At 43.1% G+C, this 17,829-nt stretch carries 18 protein-coding genes; 5 read left to right on the forward strand and 13 right to left on the reverse strand.

What is annotated here, in order from left to right:
• Window positions 1-88: 88 nt before the first annotated feature.
• From ABDW02_RS02565 to ABDW02_RS02575, 3 genes are all read left to right on the forward strand, one after another.
• Window positions 89-499: a hypothetical protein gene (locus ABDW02_RS02565; protein WP_343631795.1), complete on the forward strand. Its 411-nt coding sequence runs from the start codon at window positions 89-91 to the stop codon at window positions 497-499.
• Between the two features lie 91 nt (window positions 500-590).
• Window positions 591-1,178: a YceI family protein gene (locus ABDW02_RS02570; RefSeq protein ID WP_343631797.1), complete on the forward strand. Its 588-nt coding sequence runs from the start codon at window positions 591-593 to the stop codon at window positions 1,176-1,178.
• Window positions 1,179-1,180: 2 nt separating this feature from the next.
• Window positions 1,181-1,711: a YceI family protein gene (locus ABDW02_RS02575; protein ID WP_343631799.1), complete on the forward strand. Its 531-nt coding sequence runs from the start codon at window positions 1,181-1,183 to the stop codon at window positions 1,709-1,711.
• 157 nt (window positions 1,712-1,868) lie between these two features.
• On the opposite strand, the gene corA is transcribed toward ABDW02_RS02575, so the two are convergent.
• The 10 genes from corA to ABDW02_RS02625 all read right to left on the reverse strand — a co-directional run bounded on the left by corA (window position 1,869) and on the right by ABDW02_RS02625 (window position 12,790).
• A complete protein-coding gene (gene corA / locus ABDW02_RS02580) occupies window positions 1,869-2,819 on the reverse strand; it encodes a magnesium/cobalt transporter CorA (RefSeq protein ID WP_343631801.1) in 951 nt (316 codons plus the stop codon).
• A gap of 179 nt (window positions 2,820-2,998) precedes the next feature.
• The gene (locus ABDW02_RS02585) at window positions 2,999-4,009 is read right to left on the reverse strand and encodes a ChbG/HpnK family deacetylase (protein WP_343631803.1); all 1,011 of its coding nucleotides are present in this window, start codon (window positions 4,007-4,009) and stop codon (window positions 2,999-3,001) included.
• Between the two features lie 111 nt (window positions 4,010-4,120).
• Entirely contained in the window at window positions 4,121-4,576 is a 456-nt protein-coding gene (locus ABDW02_RS02590; RefSeq protein ID WP_343631805.1) for a nuclear transport factor 2 family protein, read from the reverse strand.
• Between the two features lie 75 nt (window positions 4,577-4,651).
• The gene (locus ABDW02_RS02595; protein ID WP_343631807.1) at window positions 4,652-5,833 is read right to left on the reverse strand and encodes a hypothetical protein; all 1,182 of its coding nucleotides are present in this window, start codon (window positions 5,831-5,833) and stop codon (window positions 4,652-4,654) included.
• 162 nt (window positions 5,834-5,995) lie between these two features.
• Entirely contained in the window at window positions 5,996-7,417 is a 1,422-nt protein-coding gene (locus ABDW02_RS02600; RefSeq protein WP_343631809.1) for a VWA domain-containing protein, read from the reverse strand.
• A gap of 198 nt (window positions 7,418-7,615) precedes the next feature.
• On the reverse strand, window positions 7,616-8,458 hold the full coding sequence (locus ABDW02_RS02605) for a DUF2911 domain-containing protein (RefSeq protein ID WP_343631811.1): 843 nt from the start codon (window positions 8,456-8,458) through the stop codon (window positions 7,616-7,618).
• 37 nt (window positions 8,459-8,495) lie between these two features.
• On the reverse strand, window positions 8,496-9,149 hold the full coding sequence (locus ABDW02_RS02610; protein ID WP_343634247.1) for an inorganic pyrophosphatase: 654 nt from the start codon (window positions 9,147-9,149) through the stop codon (window positions 8,496-8,498).
• A 106-nt stretch (window positions 9,150-9,255) separates the two neighbouring features.
• Window positions 9,256-10,380, reverse strand: coding sequence for a mechanosensitive ion channel domain-containing protein (locus ABDW02_RS02615; RefSeq protein ID WP_343631812.1), 1,125 nt, complete (start codon window positions 10,378-10,380; stop codon window positions 9,256-9,258).
• A 3-nt stretch (window positions 10,381-10,383) separates the two neighbouring features.
• Window positions 10,384-12,369: a DNA primase gene (gene dnaG / locus ABDW02_RS02620; RefSeq protein WP_343631814.1), complete on the reverse strand. Its 1,986-nt coding sequence runs from the start codon at window positions 12,367-12,369 to the stop codon at window positions 10,384-10,386.
• Window positions 12,370-12,373: 4 nt separating this feature from the next.
• Entirely contained in the window at window positions 12,374-12,790 is a 417-nt protein-coding gene (locus ABDW02_RS02625) for a hypothetical protein (protein ID WP_343631816.1), read from the reverse strand.
• Between the two features lie 135 nt (window positions 12,791-12,925).
• Between ABDW02_RS02625 and ABDW02_RS02630 the strand changes: the two genes are divergently transcribed.
• On the forward strand, window positions 12,926-13,237 hold the full coding sequence (locus ABDW02_RS02630) for a hypothetical protein (protein WP_343631817.1): 312 nt from the start codon (window positions 12,926-12,928) through the stop codon (window positions 13,235-13,237).
• Window positions 13,238-13,261: 24 nt separating this feature from the next.
• On the opposite strand, the gene ABDW02_RS02635 is transcribed toward ABDW02_RS02630, so the two are convergent.
• Complete coding sequence (locus ABDW02_RS02635) at window positions 13,262-14,230, reverse strand: polyprenyl synthetase family protein (RefSeq protein ID WP_343631819.1); 969 nt, start codon at window positions 14,228-14,230, stop codon at window positions 13,262-13,264.
• A 144-nt stretch (window positions 14,231-14,374) separates the two neighbouring features.
• Between ABDW02_RS02635 and ABDW02_RS02640 the strand changes: the two genes are divergently transcribed.
• The gene (locus ABDW02_RS02640) at window positions 14,375-14,677 is read left to right on the forward strand and encodes a hypothetical protein (RefSeq protein ID WP_343631821.1); all 303 of its coding nucleotides are present in this window, start codon (window positions 14,375-14,377) and stop codon (window positions 14,675-14,677) included.
• 40 nt (window positions 14,678-14,717) lie between these two features.
• Here ABDW02_RS02640 and rlmN read toward each other — a convergent pair whose 3' ends face one another.
• Together rlmN and ABDW02_RS02650 are read right to left on the reverse strand one after the other, a co-directional pair.
• Complete coding sequence (gene rlmN, locus ABDW02_RS02645) at window positions 14,718-15,797, reverse strand: 23S rRNA (adenine(2503)-C(2))-methyltransferase RlmN (RefSeq protein ID WP_343631823.1); 1,080 nt, start codon at window positions 15,795-15,797, stop codon at window positions 14,718-14,720.
• A 65-nt stretch (window positions 15,798-15,862) separates the two neighbouring features.
• Window positions 15,863-17,734 (reverse strand): sulfatase-like hydrolase/transferase, encoded by a 1,872-nt coding sequence (locus ABDW02_RS02650; RefSeq protein WP_343631825.1) that lies wholly within the window; start codon window positions 17,732-17,734, stop codon window positions 15,863-15,865.
• Window positions 17,735-17,829: the final 95 nt, after the last annotated feature.

A 17,829-nucleotide genomic window follows, 5' to 3' on the forward strand; every position in this document is an offset into this window, starting at 1 on the left:
TGGTTTCAAAAAGTATACTAGTATCCGGAAGAAATTAATTTGGTTACAATGGAAATATTTACCTAGGTTTGTATCTCTAAAAAACGACATGAATTTAAAGAAAGGAATATTGCTGGGAGTAACCAGCGGAATAGTAGCAGGAGGTGTAGGAACCTTATACAATGCAATTTACAGTGATGCATTTTATGTGGATTTCAGTTCGGTTTTGAATCCGGCAGGGATTTTCATTGCAAGTATGATCGGATGTTTATTGATGGGATTGGGGTATGCAATTGCAGCGCGATTGAAAAGACCGCTTTTGATCCCGATCATTAATGTGTTATATTGCATGCTGAGTTTTGCAAGTATCATTGGGGTATTGAATTACAAATTCCCGTTATCTATGGATCCTGATATGCTTGTAGCATTCCCCGGATTGGCAATCCCGATGCATTTCTTCCCTGCTTTGAGCTTTTTAGCGCTTGTTCCTTTTTTCTGGAAATACGAAACACGTAAGTAATAGTAACCAAGAGTCCGCTCCGGCGGATAATACATAATCTGCCACAGCAGATCACAATAATTAAAAATAAAAACAAACAAAAAAAACAAACATGAAAAAACGTTCAGTTACAATTATCGCAGCTGCTTTCGCTGGTTTAGCATTATCTTTCACAGTTGCAACATCCTCTATCTGGTCTTTGGACGGAGTTCACTCTCGCCTTGGATTTACAGTAAAACACATGGGAATCTCTGATTTCAACGGAAGCTTCGGGAATTACGAAGTAAAAATGACTGCTACGAAAGAAGATTTTTCGGATGCAAAAGTTGAATTGACAGGTGATATCGCTAGTATCAATACAGCAAACGAAATGCGTGATAACCACCTGAAAGGTGCTGATTTCTTCGACGCTGAGAAATACCCGAAATTTACATTCGTAAGCAAATCTTTCACAAAAGTTGCGAAGTCTAAAAACGAATACAAAGTAGTTGGTGATTTGACATTACACGGTGTAACGAAAGAAATCACAATGACTGCAGTTCACAACGGAACAGTTACTAACCCAATGAACAAAAAAGAAGTAAGCGGTTTCAAAATGACAGGAACAATCAACAGATTGGACTTCAAAGTTGGTGCTGAGAACCCTGGATTGAGCAACGACGTACACGTTACTGCTGATTTGGAATTGGTTAAAGAATAATCATGAAAAGAAGTATCTTTTTAATGGCAATACTCCTCCTGATCGGGGGAGTATTTGCGTTCACACAGGTAAAAACCTGGAAGATCGGGAAAGATTACAGTGTTGATTTCTCTGCAAAGGGAGTGAACGGGATCTTTAAAACATTGAGCGGAACTGTCACTTTTGACGAAGCTAAATTGTCCGAATCCAAATTCGTTTTTACCATTGACGTGAATTCGATCAACACCGGAAACGGTTTGCAAAACAAGCATGCGCTTGGAGCTGAGTGGTTCAATGCGGATAAATATCCGAACATCAAATTCACTTCGTCTTCCATCGAGAAGAAAGAAAACGGTTACGCCGCAAAAGGTAAATTGACCGTAAAAGATGTAACGAAAGAGATCACGATTCCATTTACTTTCATAAAATCAGGAAGCAAAGGAAAAATCGCTTCTTCTTTCTCCATCGACCGTTCGACTTACAATGTTGGAAAACCTGGCGGAGACGTGGGAAGTTCCATTAAGATCAACGTATCGATACCGGTAACGAAATAACTTAAAGAGAGAGTGGTGAAAGCCACTCTTTTTTATTAACTGCTAAGAGTTAAGGAGCACAAAGCATTGCAACCTTGGTTTCTTCAGCCAGGGGAATTTTTCTTTTATGGGAACCAACGATTTTAAACCTTTTGCTCCCTTTAACTTTTTGAACTTTCTATAACCACTTCTTTCGCTTAAAATAAAGCAGCGTCAATCCCATCGAAGCGATCATCAGCACAATAGCGATCGGATAGCCGAAAGACAAGCTCAATTCAGGCATCACCTTGAAATTCATCCCATAAATTCCGGCAATCAGAGTAGGAGGAAGGAATACCACGGAGAAGACCGTAAAAATCTTAATGATTTTATTCTGTTCGATATTCACCAAACCCATCAAGGTGTCCTGCAGGTATTCCAGCCGCTCAAAACTAAACTGCGTATGCTGGAGCAGGGAAGTGATATCCTTCATAATAACGCGCAAACGTTCATCCGTTTCATGATCAATAAACGGAGAGCGCATAAGTGCAGAAATCAATCGCTGTTTATCGGTAACACTTTCCCGGATCAGGATCGTGTTCTCCTGCAATTCGGCAATCTTACGCAAAGTCTTTTCCTCCGGATCGGATAAGCTCTGTACTTTCCGGCTGATGATATTGGTAATACGTGTCAGGCTTTCAATGTAGTCCGCATCCAGATCGATACGTGTTTCCAGCAGTAAGACCCAAATCTGCGACCCGGAACGTATGAAATCCTGTCGTGAAACCTTGATTTTTTTCACAACTTCAGCAAAGGATTGTAATTCCACGTTGCGAACGGTAAACAGAATGTTTTCTTTCAGTAAAAAGGAAACCTGGTGAATTTTGGGCGTATCTCCGTCTTTTAAAAACCCGCTGTTGGCCTTAATGGACATGTGGTCTTCCGAGTAGCGGGAACTGCTTTCAATTTCCACCGCTTCTTTGTAAGTAGGTAGTTTTACCTGGAAAAATTCACAAACCTGGTCCTTTTCTTCCTGACTGGCATGGAGCAGATCGATCCATATATAGTTTTTTTTGGGGTCGAGAACTGCTTTTTCAGGATATTTTTCCCAAACCAGCTCATTTTCGTGTGTATAAAATACGCGAATCATACCAACAGATTTTGAGTGAATGACTAAAATACTTGCATCGGTGCAGCGGGTACAAAGATGGCCTTTTTTAATCAGAACAGCGTAAAAATCTGTCATTGATGGAATAAAAAAGAGAGTGGCGAACTAGAACCACTCTCAACCTAAATAATGTCTAGAAAATCACTGCGACGCTACTTTTTCTAGACATTTACCAACCAAATCGGTTTTTCTTTATCTAAAGCCACCAATCCCCGGAAATTTGTTTTCTGCAATTTCTCCGGAAAGTCGGTGTTCATCAATGTATTAAATTCCATTTCGCGCCATCTGAAATAACCGCTGTCAATTCCGTTATACGAGCGCATGTCTGCCGTTTGGTCTTCATTCAATCCTTGCTGGACGCGGTATTCCGCATCTGCCAAATGGAACATGAATTCAGCGCTGAACGTGGCATCATTGAATGATTCGAACAGTTGTACCAGGTTTGGTTTGAACGGCTGGCCGTAAAATTCGTCAACCAGGCAGGTAGGATGGAAGATGTTCAGGTTTTGAGCGATCTTAATCCTGCTTTTCGAATCCAGTGCATTGCGCAATTGGTCCAGCATTTTCAGTTTGATCCCTTCCCGAATCGTTGCGTTGAACATCTTACGGTCCCAATTACTCACTTTTAATCCAGCTTTTCTCCAGGTTAAAGGAGCACGGACAGGAATGTGGAATTCAGCTGCTACGCGTGAATAAGGCCGGAATAAATTGGTGTTGATATATACCAATCCATGGTGATTGGAAATCGAATCGATAGGTTCATCACCCAGCAGGTCCTGCAATATTTTGATTTGGGAACGCAATTCCTTTTCAATGTGCGCTTCTTCGACCTGTTTAAAATGATAATTCACTGCCGATTTGAACTCATGCCGCTTTTTCTCAGCGTTGTATTGCGTCAGGGAATTTCCATACAGCATGGTGTCGACATCGTTTGAAAAACCGGATGTGATACAGAAATGCAGACCGATGGAAAATTCATAGCCTTCTTTTTTCAGATCCAGCAATTTTTGGATGCGTTCGGGTAACTCGGCCTCGTTCTCGCGGTCAAATCGTGTAGTGAAACAAGCGACGGAATTGATTTTACCTGCTTTGATTGCTTTGATGATTCCCTGATCAATGTAATCGATAGCCCCGTAATCATCGGCTGTAAGAATATACTTACTGGTTCTCATGTGAATAGTTTCGAATAGGGTTCGTCTACAAAAGAAATCATTTTATCTGAATTCTAATGCATTACAACGAAAAATAATTAGTTGGTACGCGATTAATCGCGTGCCTGCTAATTATTTTATTTTGCTATTATTCTTCCGGCGCGTATCTGTAATAATCAAAATCTTCCAGGAGCCGTCTGTTTTTACCAGCTGAAAAGCATTTACACCTTCGTGCGAATAGACATTGTCGACATAAAAAGCATATTTCGTCCAAACCGTCGCAAGATTGTCATCGATTTTAATTTCGCAGGAAAGCAATCGTTCATCCCAAACTTCTTCATGCGGCTTGCCAATTGCATTCAGGAAAGAATGAATGGAATCGCAGTGAAATTTTGCTTCACCTTTCTTATTGACAAAACTCGTGTTTAAAGTTGCATTCGGAAAGAAAGTCTTTCTTACCATCGAACTGTCGCCTTTTCGCATGCCTTCAAATAATTGGTCAATAACCCGGCGGACTTCTTTTTTTTCGGCTTTTTGTGCATATCCAAAAACAGGAACGACCAATAAAAGAAACAGAATCGTTTTCATAAGCTTTAACAGAATGAGAATGAGATCGATTGATCTAAAGTACAAAGATTAGAGGCAGAAAACATCATTTAATCCTCATTCTGTTTCTGTATCCCCATTCTGTCTTTTAATCACGGTTCTCGGTTCATCGAAACTCTTCTTCTTGTATGGGAAAACATCGGCCAGTTCTCCGCTGTAAAAGAATTCATAAGCAACAGATCCGAAGGTGTAATCGGTGTCTTTGATCTTATACACAGAACCACCCACCGCAGGATTCGGTTTGGGTTTGGAGCGCTGGAACCCGAGATTAAACAGGGAAGCCAGGATTTCCGGACGATCATCGATCGGGTAGCCGGCTTTTTCCCACTGGGTTTTAATTTCTCTCAAGAATAAGGCTGTATACAAATAGGAATAGTAGTGGTTTTCCCATTGCACCAGACGCTGCAAGCGCAAATCCAGTGTATCATTCGCTTTGGTTGCATAGTTGACGGTCGAATCGAAGTCCAGCAACGCTTCGTATTTTTCTCCGGGATAGAATTCGCTGTTCTTTTCGGCCAAATACCGTTCGATGGTCAATGCAGTTCCGTTCTTAATGCCGGTAACACCGTACGAAAGATGATTTTCCAGCGCCAATACTTTCAACGGACCGATGTAGCGTTTATAGGATTCCCTGCCGGAATTGAACAAACGGATCTGTTCACCTACCAGGCAGGCAACAATCAATCTTGGCTCAACACCGGTTACGTGGTACACCGAATCAATGTATTTTTTATCCTTGGTTACTGCCTGTTTGAAATCCTGCCATTCAGCAATGTTCATCCATTCAAAAACACTCAGCCCGGTAGTTTTCTGAGAACTTTTTTCGTTTTTGTGTTTCCATTTCGCGAAAGCCTTCATATAGGCTTTGTTCTTTCTCAATTGAAGATCCACAGCATCCAGCATGCGTAGTGCGAGTTTTTCGTCCTTGTTCTTGTTGTAAATCTCCAGGATCTGGTTGGCATTCTTCGGGTAGAACTCATTCACCAGCATGATGCGGTTCAAAACTTCAAACCGGTGTTTGATCATGGAAACGGAATCAACCTTGAAGGATTGATCGTATTTGTCGTGCATTTCCGCGAAATACCGGTTGTTCTCATCAATGGAACCGCTTTCGTTTGTCCAGCTGAATTTAACCGCAAAATAAGTTGCCGTTAGGAGGAATCCGTAAGCCGCAAAACCGTATAGAAGGATAGTGTAAGGTATTTTGAACCATTTTTTCCTGAAGAAGGAGAATTTCATTCGTGTTTATTTAAAAACCGGTACAAAACTAAAAATAGAATCGAAGCGCGAAAGGCTTTTAACACATCGGCAATTGAAAATGTACGGTTCCTTTCCTGAGAACTTCAAACGAACTTTAACTACCAGTTCTCTCTTTTCAATTATTCTATTTTCCATCTTCCATTATTTTTTTAGTCCTTTAAACGAAGCGATCCGGATTTCCTGCATCAGGTTCGAATGTGCATCCGACAGCTTTTGGATCGGGACAAAACGCCCGTTCCCGAAATGTGCTGCTTCTTCCATCAATTGCGCGTCTCTTTCACGCGTTTGGATTCCCACTACCGAAAATATCACACCGTCTTTGGCGTATTTCTGAACGGTTTTCTGGTAATCTTCCGAGTCTTTGTTGAAAGCACCGTCCGTAATAATGATGACCATATTTGCTTTATCCGGGTCGTAATTCTTCATCACTTCCTTATAACCCATTTTAATTCCTTTTCCTCCGGCAGTCATACCGATCGGTTTCAGGTCCGAAATGGATTTCTGTAATTCTTGCTTGTGGTCACCGGAAGTTGGTTCCCGGAAAACTTCGGCTGTACTGGCATAAGTAACCAATCCCATTTTATCCTGCGGGCGCAGTTTGCTCACCAACTGGTTCAGGGAATATTTCATCAGGTTCATTTTTTCTCCCATCTTCATCGAACTGGAAATATCAAGCACAAAAATCACGTTGACGTCCCTGAAGTTGGAAGCATCGAAATTCTCGGATGGAATGTCAACCAGTTCCGGCATGACTTTTTGCGTGGTGGTATCAATGATTTCACTGGCCATTTGTTCGTTCAATTTCTCCTGTGCTTTTTCGGGAGGCAATTGTTGCGCAACTTCTTCCGGCTCTGGCTCCGGCTCTTTCGTTGGTACCGGTGGAGTGTAAGCAGGATTTTTCGAAAGCGGGATGGTGATCTCGGAAATTTCAGGACCGACATAAATTCCGGCTTCTTTGGTTAAATAACCTTCCCGGCTAACCAGGAAATAAAAGAAACCCGGAGGTAGTTTTTCGGTGAATTTTCCCAATCTTCCGGTAATCCATGTTCCGCTGGGCCGTCCATTGTGAATGATGCTGACCGTAGATTTTGAAAGCAATTCCTGGGTCGCTTTATCGATGGTAATGATCGTCAACTCGCTGGGTGCATTCACGCCTGCCGGAACGGCATTGAAATCGGGGCATTTGGTCAGGTAATTATCGTCCGGGAGGTCTTCCGTAACAGTTCCCACCAGGCGATAAACAACTGGATTTGCCTGGTCGCTCATGAATAATTTCAGCACGTAATTGAAATTTCCTTTTTGGGAAGGGTTGACCTGAATCCGAAGCTGCGTAGTGGAAAGCGGCTCAATGAGATCTGCGGTTAGTCGGTAAGTGACTTCCGGGCTGTGTTCCACGCGCAGAATGTATACTTTTTGCTCGGTAGGATTCCCGATATTCAGATCGATGTATCGCTTGGACTGCCTGTTAATGGTACCATATTCCAGGAAATCTTCCGAATTGGATTGTTGTCCGTGAACCGAACCACAGATGAACAACATACAAATGACCGCTAAAATTCTCATATTCGATTGAATAGTCTAAAATACAATTATTTTGGCCTGCAAGAAGAATGCCTGTTTTAGAATAGAAGTGATTTCGGGGCAAAAAGTTACGAGCGGTGTCTGTGGTTGAGTGCTCCTGTGCACTTGTTGATTGATTGTTTCGGCATAAAAAAAGCGGATCCGCACATGCAGATCCGCCTTCATATCCTTCAGTTCGATTTATTTACTCCATTCCTTGATGGAGTCATTGAACATTTTGGTGTAGTTGTCGTATTTCGTTTTTTCAGACAAAGCCAATCCTTTTTTCGCAGATTCGATAGCGCCTTTTTTGTCGCCCAATTCTGCCTGGATCAATGATTTTGTGCGCAGGATCCAGAATGCTTCCGGATTCATGTCAGATGCTTTGGTAGCCCATTCCAACGCTTTTTTCAAATCTTTCTTATTCTCCAGGTAATAATTTGCCGCTCCGAAATAATCGTTTGCAGAAGGCCCGGCCATCGTTTTGTTGATGTTTGCCATCACTTTTGCATCCGTAGGAACTGCAAACGGGAAAGCAACAGCCGTTTGGTCCCACTTCAGGGTCAAAGTACCTCCGTTTACAGATTGTAATCCGTCGATAGAAATGGTGAAAGTCTCTACAGTTTCTTTCGCTGCAGTTGGTTTTGCCGAAGTTTTCAAAGCTACCTTCTTGTCGTCCCAGCTTTCAGGAGTTCCCCAGTTGGAAGCGTCTGTGTAGAAGATCAAATCCCACGATTCTTTTCCCGGTTTGGTATAAAGCGCGTAAGTTCCCGGCTTCAAGGTGTCTTTCCCGAAAATTACCGGATCTGAGTTGGTAAACTTCGTGTTTTCGTTGGCACCTGTTCTCCAAACTTCCCCGAAAGGAACCACATCTCCGAAAATCACGCGGTTTTTCTTACTTGGACGGGAATATTCGATCGTCAGGTTTGTAAGTCCGACAGTTTGCTCCGTTTTGCTAAACGGGCTTGGCTGCGGCGCTAATTGTGCCTGGGACAAGGTACCGAAGCCAATGGCTAAAATTGCGGTTGTAATGACTTGTTTCATAAATTTCAATTTAAAGAGTTCAACAAAAAGCCGGTTGTTATCCCAACAATTTCTCTAATGCGGAAGCCAGTTCATCCGTGGCATTTCCGAATTTGTTGTTATAGTCGTTATGAGATCTTTTGATGACTTCGAAAGCCTCGTCTTTCCCGTAAACGTGCGTAATTTCTACGTTTTTAGCACCTCCGTCCAAATCTTTGTAAGTCAGGAAGAAGTGGCGAACGCGGTCAATCACCATTTTAGGCATTTCAGAAATATCTTCGATTGCTCCGTAAGCCTGGTCTCCTTTTAGAACAGCGATGATCTTATCGTCAGCTTCACCGCCATCAAGCATTCTGAAACCACCGATCACTTTTGCATCGCACAAAATATTCCCGTGGTTGAATGAACGCTCCGAAAGCACACAAATATCCAATGGATCACCGTCACCGACGATATCCGTTCTTCCCGTTTTTTCATTCGAGAAAGCAGCTACTTCTTTATCGCAATACGTTTGCGGAACGAATCCGTACAAACAAGGCATGTGATTGGACAATTTCTGAGGTCTGTCTACCATGATATAACCGGATGGTTTGTGGATCTCGTACTTGATAGCGTCAGACGGAATGATTTCGATAAAGGCATTGACGATTGCCGGCTGCTTTTCACCGATCTCAATCCCATGCCACGGATGCGAAGTAAAACGCTTACTCATCGCATCAATAACTGCTTTAATTTCTGCTTTCATATTGGACGCGAATATACAAACAAGAAAGACAAAAAGACTACAGATGCGGACTAAATTTGTCTTTGACGCTTTGCTACTGGCGCGCTTCTTTTGTCTCTCCGGTTTCCTGGATAATCCGCATATCCCGCTGCGGATAAGGAATCCGGATTTTGTAATGACGGAATAAGCGATCGATTTCGAAACGGATTTCGGATTTGTACACGTTGATGTCCCAGCTTTGATCGGCCCAGAACATGACTTCCATGTGAAGCCCGTTTTCTCCGAAGTTATTCAAACGGACGTCAACACCTTTCGTTTTATGCACTTTCGGATGGCTCAGAACGGCTTGCTTTAAGATTTCGCTCACCAAATGTGTATCACTTCCGTAAGCAACCGTTACGGGAAGCCGGAAACGGGAAAGGGTGCTTCCGTGGCTCCAGTTCTCAATGTATTCCTGGGTTAGTTTCGTATTGGGAACAATGAGCACGTTGCCGTCGCGGGTTTCGATTTGGGTAGTGCGCACATTGATCCGGATGATCTTTGCAACGATGGCATCCGACGATTTTCCGTCACTGAATTCCACCACGTCGCCAACCCGGATACTTCCTTCAAAAAGCAGGACGAAACCGGAGAACATGTCTTTGAAAACATCCTGCAATCCAAGTCCCAAACCAACCAGTAAAGCGGCAGAACCTCCGAGGAATAATTTCGCATCGACATCCAGTGCCACCAAAATGCAGAAGAAAGCCAATACATTAATCACATATTTAGCAACTTGTGTGTACACATATTCGGTACCGATTTCGTTGTTTTTATTTCGTTTGAACCTGCGCTGAATGAACAAGCGCACTACGTTGATCGTAACGCGTGCCCCGAAAATGATCAGCACCACATAGATTACGTTTTCAAAGCTGACTTTGATTTTGGGTGTATCGATGAAATGATAATCCAGGAATTCCTTGAAAGTCACTCCTTCGTTGTTGATGTTGAAACACTTGATCGAAATGTAAGCTGCGAGCGCAAAACCACTTTGACTCAATAATTTCAGCCACGTAGTTTTTCTTCCTTCCAGATGGATGTTTGCGGAAGTCAGGTAGCGCTTTAATGAACGGTAGATCAGTTTCCGTGCAACATAAGCCAGAAAAAAGGAAACGGCAATAATCAGGATGTTCAGATAACAAACCTTGATCAAACCAAGCGTGAATTTGGTTTCCAGCATCGCTTAATGAATAATGGTTTGGTTCAACTTTCCTGCAATGGACATTTTAACACGTTCCAAAACAATTTGCTCGGATAGCAAATCCTGGAATTGTTCCTGGGTAATATTTTCGGCCAGATCGTTCAGTTCTTTTTGTATTTGTGCGATGCGTTGCATGACACGTAATTTCTTGAAACCGTAAATAGCGTTCATAACCGTGTTTTTCAATTTGTCGATTTCACGATTCGTATCCACGCTGTATTTCATAAGCCACTGTGGACTTAATTCGTGTTGCTCGGTTTCAATTTCGGTGATTAACTGTACGATTTCCGGGTTTTCGTGCCGCAGCCAGTAGGAAACTTTATACAGTGTTTTATCAGCCAATCCGTCTACAATTTGCTGGTAAATGTCCTGGAAGACCGGGAATTGAAAGGTCAGTTCGTCTTTTGCCAATTCGTGATTGATGAGTTCCGCAACACTGACTTCCACGGTATGGGCCAGGCCATGTTCGTCGATGTGGTCGGTTGTAATGGCAAAAACACCGTATTTCACCAGTACGCGGATCAATTCATGTTCCTCACGCGCATACGGAGCTTTCACTTCCGTAGCTGTTACGGCTTGCGGAGTCGGCTCGGTAAAAGTATCTGTCAGCGAAGGATTCGAAGCGATCATCGGTTCATCCAGTTCTTTCGCAACCTGGTTTTTACGCAGTTTGTTCAATTCGTTGATGACGATACTTTCATCAAATCCGAAAACACGGGCAATCTCGGTTGTAAAAACAGAACGGGTGATCTGATCCGGGATCAATGAAATGGATTGAACCACATCGCGGATGATCTGTGCTTTTTGCAGCGGATCGTTATTTCCTTCGGCAAGCAGGAGGGAGGTTTTGAAGCTCACAAAATCCTGCGTATTGGCTTTGATGAAATCCATCAATTCCGTGGTACTGACTTTTTTGGAGTAAGAATCCGGGTCGTCACCATCCGGGAAAAGCACCACTTTTACGTTCATTCCTTCTTCCAGGATGAGGTCAATTCCGCGGAAAGAGGCTTTAATTCCAGCTGCGTCACCATCGTAAAGGATCGTAATGTTTTGCGTGTAGCGCTTGATCAAACGGATTTGTTCCTTCGTCAAAGAAGTTCCCGAAGAAGCTACCGAATTGGCCACTCCGGCCTGGTGCATGGAAATAACGTCTGTGTATCCTTCGCACAGGAAACAGTTGTCGTATTTGACGATATCACCTTTCGCGAAGTACAATCCGTACAAGATTTCACTCTTATTGTAGATGATACTTTCGGGAGAGTTGAAGTACTTGGCTACTTTTTTATTGTCTGTAATCAGCGTTCGTCCTCCGAATCCCAAAACACGGCCGGAAATGGAATGAATGGGGAACATCACACGGCCACGGAAGAAATCGAAACTGCGGTCATCTTTCGTGCGGGTTAACCCCACAGATTCCAGGTATTCTTTTTTATATCCTTTTTTCAGGGCCGCTTTGGTGAAATCATCCCCTGAGTTCAGGCAGTATCCCAATTGAAATTTCCTGATGATATCCGCTCTGAATCCGCGTTCTTCGAAATAGGAGAGACCGATGTTCTGGCCTTCCGGGTTCTCATGCATGTTGTGCATGAAATGTTCCTTGGCGAATTCGTTGATGATGTATAAACTTTCGCGCTCGGTAACGGCGGCCATTTCTTCCGCTGTCTGCGGTTTGTCTTCCGGGACCTGGATCCCGTATTTATCAGCCAGCCACTTTAAAGCTTCCGGGTATGAAAAATGCTCCTTTTCCATGAGGAAGCTAACCACCGTTCCTCCTTTTCCGGAAGAAAAGCACTTAAAGATCTGTTTTGCAGGAGAAACCATGAAGGAAGGCGATTTCTCATCCACGAACGGACTCAGCCCTTTCAGGTTCGATCCGGACTTTTTTAAGTTCACAAATTCCCCGATCACCTCTTCAATACGAGCTGTTTGCATGATTTCATCAATGATATGCGGGGGAATGCGAGACATATTTTTACTGAATAATTTCTTTGTTTCCGTAATCTTTTTCGGACAGGAGTGATCCGTCTTCCTTGTAGAATTTCCACAGTCCGGATTCAACATCCATGTTGAACTCGCCGGTATAACGCATGGCTCCACTTGGATAACGGACGAAGATAAATCCGTGTTTTTTTCCGTTCACGTATTCTGTCATGGAAAGTTCGTTCCCTCTTTCGTCGTAGAAGAACCAACGGCCGTTTCTTTGTTTGTCGTCGTCTTGCGGGCCTTTAAATTTAATGGCTTTTCTACCCGGATAGTATTCCGTGTAAATTCCGTTTTTGATTTCAACCAGGTCATCCGTTTCTTTTTTCGGAGCTTTTTTCTCTTCTCCGCAGCTGCCGATTGTTAGCGAAATGGACGCAATTAAAATAAGACCGAAGATTTGTTTCATGTTGTTTAATATTACTTCAAAGGTACTGAAAGTTGTCTAAATATAATTGCTGATCACAACGTTGAATGGAACAGAATGGTTGAAAATATGTTTCTTTTGGTTGAAATCCTTAGTTTTACGTATAAATCAATTTAAATGCTGACAATCATACCCATTTATTTGTTCTGGAAATCTTATTACGACCTGTCAAAAACCCACAACCGCACTCATTGGGCATACGGCCTTTTAGGAGGTTCTATCTTCCTGATTTCACAATTTATTTTTGTCTTTCTGATCGGGTTGCTCATTGTGGCGGCAGATCTCCATGTAAATGTACCTGATTTCGTTCTTTCACTGACTGCAATTGCTTTTGCGGCGGCAGTGGCATATGGTGTGGAGCATTTGTTGAAAAAGAACTGGGAGCGAAATCCAAGAGATGTGAGGGAAACGGATTTGCTGGACCAATAGGATGTTAAAAGGTAAGAAGTCACCTTACTTATCACGTGTAACCGTGTATTCCACCAGGCCGATCAACGCTCTTTTGGATTCGGAATCCGGGATGTCGGCCAGCAGGTCCAAAGCTTCGGTTTTCAATTCGATCATGCGTTTGTGTGCGTATTCGATTCCGCCCGCAGCAATCACCAATTGGATGGCACGCTGAACGTATTTCTTTTCCTCGTTGTGGTTTTTGACAATGTTCATCAATTCCTTGCGGACTGCTTTATCACTGTGTTGCAGCGCATAAATCAGCGGCAAAGTCATTTTCCGTTCGCGGATGTCGTTTCCGGTAGGCTTACCGATATTTCCCGGAGTTCCGTAATCGAAAATATCGTCTTTCACCTGGAATGCGAGCCCTACTAATTCCCCGAATTTGCGCATGCGGTCGGCCATGTCTTCCCGGTCAACGGATGCAGCTGCAGATTCACAAACGGTCGCGATCAAACTGGCGGTTTTCTGACGAATCACATCAAAATAAACTTCTTCCGTGATATCCAGTTTGCGGGCTTTTTCGATCTGGAGTAATTCTCCTTCACTCATTTCACGAACGGCGCGCGCCACAATCTGAAGTGCCCGGACATTGTCGTTTTCCAATGAATGGAGCAACACGCGTGAAAGCATGTAATCACCGACCAGTACTGCAATTTTATTCTTCCAGAGTGCGTTTACGGAAAAGAAACCGCGGCGTTCATTGGCATCGTCCACTACGTCGTCGTGAACCAAAGTTGCTGTATGCAATAACTCCACCAAAGAGGCGCTCTGATACGTTTTTTCGTTGATCTCTCCCAGCATTTTTGCCGTCAGGAAGAGGAACATCGGGCGCATCTGCTTTCCTTTTCTTCGAATGATGTAATGTGTGATTTTATCCAGTAAAGGAACCTTTGATTTCATACTCTCGTGGAAACGAATTTCGAACAATTTCATTTCCGCTTCGATGGGCGATAGAATCTCCTGGACTGTCATGAATACAAATTTAACTGAATTCAAAATGCAAAAGTCAAAATGCAAAAAAAGTAAAGTTTAAAAGTAGCGAATCCGGTTCTGATTCCTGATTCTGTTAGTCCTGACTCTATTTTGCTATTTTTGATTTTTCCCGCAGTTTGAATTATGAATAATGATATTTCAGAAATCCTTTTGAGGATTGAACATATAGAAAGAAGGCCATTGATGTATGGTTTAACCGATTCTTATGAATCGATAGCTTCCTTTATCAGCGGTTATTTTTTAGGATTGGACACCACATACAAAATGGATCTGAACAAAAGGTTCGCGGATTGGATTCTTGAAAAAGCCAAACGACCGGTTTCGTCCTGGCATGAGTGTATTTTGCGTTTCATGGCTGAAAATGATGAAACCCGTGCACGGGAAATCCTGTTTTCTGAATTGAAAGCATTTTTGAAAAACATGTAGGGGCGTCCCTCACGCGCGGGATTCGTCCCTACGGAATTATTTAAACAGTTTTCAAAACGCGTTTATCGATCATCTTATTCTTGTTCGCCAATTGCCCGCAAGCTGCATCAATATCTTTTCCACGGCTGCGGCGCACGTTAACGATCAGGTTGCATTTTTCTTCCAGGAAGCGTGCGAAATCGTCTACTTTCTGTCGGTCTGCCTGGCGGTATTCCCCGTCATCGATCGGGTTGTATTCAATGATGTTGATCTTGCACGGAACTACTTTTGCGAAGTCTGCCAATTCGCGGGCATCTTCCAATCCGTCGTTGAAATCCTTGAAAATGATGTATTCAAACGTAACGCGCGACCCGGTTTTTTCATGGAAATACACCAAGGCCTCCGAAAGTGCTTCCAGGTTATTCGTATCGTTGATATCCATGATTTTCGAACGCTTGGTATCATTCGCTGCGTGCAGTGAAAGCGCCAGGTTGAATTTGACCTGGTCATCGCCCAGTTTTTTGATCATTTTGGCAATTCCGGCAGTGGAAACCGTAATGCGTTTTGGCGACATGCCCAACCCGTTTTCATCGGTAAGAATTTCCGTACTGCGAACCACATTTTTGTAATTCAGTAACGGTTCTCCCATTCCCATGTACACAATGTTGGAAAGATTGGTGTTGTATTTGTCGGTTGCCAGGTTTTTCAAATAGACCACCTGGTCCACAATTTCTCCGGCACTCAGGTTGCGCATCATTTTCAAACGGCCCGTAGCACAAAACGCACAGGATAAGCTGCATCCGACCTGGGAAGAAATACATGCGGTCATGCGGGAAGTTGTCGGGATAAGAACTCCTTCAACTACCTGGGCCTGTCCTTCGATTCCGAAAGCACATTTAATGGTTTTATCACTTGAAACCTGCTGATCTTCGACCGTAATGCCATCAAAGTAGAAATTCTCCTGTAGTTTTTCCTGCAAGCTTTTCCCGATGTTGGCCATTGCCGTGAAATCGTGCACGTTTTTCTTCCAAATCCAATCGTAAACCTGTTTTGCACGGAATGCAGGTTCCCCGAATGCAACGATCGCTGCTTTCAGTTCTTCCGGGTTTAAATTTCGAATATTGATCAATTTGGATGACATATCTGCTTCAATGAGGATGCAAAGATACGGTACTTTTGGCGTATAATTCCGTAAAATCCGGGAACTTACAATTTTTTATAATCTTCGTAAAGCGTATTTAGGAAGTAAGAGCAGTTTTTCTCCGCTTGTTTGAAGTCTTTCCGATCCTTGAACGTATCGTCTCCCACAATTTTCTGCTCCATGTAATACGTGAAATTTCCCTTGTCTGTTCCCCATCCATAACCGCGGATAATTGCATGGAAAGCGAATTGCGGCACTTTCGGGTTCATCAGGTCCTTACTGTAGGGATAACGGTTCGGCTGTCCTTTCATCTGGTAGATCAATGTTGCAGCAATATCTGCTTGTGAACCTACAACATCCATGCGTTTTCCGCGATATGCTTTCTTGATAGGTTCTCCGTAGAACAATAATGGAACGTGGTAGAATTTTCCTCTTCCCGGATCCACCATGCCCGGAGAAGCATGCCCGTGGTCCGCAACGAATACGAACAAGGTGTTTTTATACCATGGTTGTTTCTTGCAGTTCCGGATGAATTCGCCCAGGCATTCGTCTGAATAAACCAATGAGTTCATGAAATCCGCTTCTTCGCCGGTAAAATGTTTCCCTTTTCCTTTCGGCTGATCGTATGGAGCATGCGTACTTCCTGTGAAAGCACACTGAAGGAACGGTTTCTTATTCTTGTTGATCTCCTGAATCAGGAATTTATACAAATCACGGTCGAAGAAATTCAATTTCCCGCGAGGCAGATCGGAAGGAAAATCAGATTCGTCTTTCACGACGTCAAATCCGTGGTCCATAAAATATCCGCCGATGTTCCCGTACTTCAAATCACCACTGAAAATGTATGAACTGTGGTAACCCCAGGCTTCCATGTCTTCATTCAGACAATGCAGTCTGCGGTGTTTTTCCGGCTGCATGGAAATGGAAACTTCCGGCAAGGTATAATGTCCGCTGAAAATGCTGGAATTCCCGATTTCGGAGGTTGTTCCGGTAGCGTAAATATTGGTGAAGAGTACGCCGCTTTTGGTCAGTTTATCGAAATGAGGAGTAGCGCCTTTATTCGGGCCCAGACTTCCGATGGCTTCTGCCGACCAGCCTTCCAGTACAATGAAAACCACATTCGGGCGGTTGTTTTCCAGGAAATAATTGTCGTGCTCTCTCGGGTAGCTGTACCATTTTTTTACTTCCTGCCGCGCAACTACTTTATCCACTTTCGGAATGAATGCATCGATTTCGGAACGGTTGTAAAGCAGATAGCTTTTCCCGAAAAAGTAAAGCGAATTGATCGAAATATCGTTTACTACAGCTTTGTTCGAGTAACTCGCAGCATTGATATTCAACGGAACGGGCTGAAAACCTCCGCGCAGCGACAGGAAAAACAGGAAAACAACAATCACGTAAGTTACCGGTAATGCCAGCCATTCGAACCAATGACGGATATTTGCCCGCTCGATCGGTCTTTTTTTGAAGAATTTCCGGGAAAGGAAAATATAGACCGTCAATTGGATCAATGCATACAAAATGTACCAGAAGATCATGGAATAATTGGCCGTTCTGGCTACTTCATCCGGGTGCGACAAGTGCATGAAAACACGGGAAGTCAGTTTGTGGTTCCATTCGCCATAAGCAACAATTTCACCTGCCTGGACCAAAACCAGGAAAAGGATCGAAGTAATTAAAGTGATGCGGAATAAACGTTCCCAGCCTTTCCAGTTGGAATAATATTGGAATAAACGGAATAAGAACGGAATTGCTGAAAGCCCGGCTGCAGTTGCAAGGTCCAAACGGAACGAATAGACAAAAGTCAGCAGCCATTCTCCCAAGCCGGCTTCTTTTAATTTTCCGAAGTGATGGATCGAAAACAGGATTCGGTGAATGTCAAAACAGACAATCCAGAAAAGAATCAATTTAAGAGCATCACGAAAAGGACGAAGCATGCGATTTGAAAATAAGGTACAAATTTAGGGGATATTTTGAATTATCAATGATGAATTATCACGACGAGAAGACTTGATAATTCACAATTAAATAA

It is taken from the genome of Fluviicola sp. (genome assembly GCF_039596395.1).
In the GTDB taxonomy this organism is placed as follows: Bacteria; Bacteroidota; Bacteroidia; order Flavobacteriales_D; family Crocinitomicaceae; genus Fluviicola.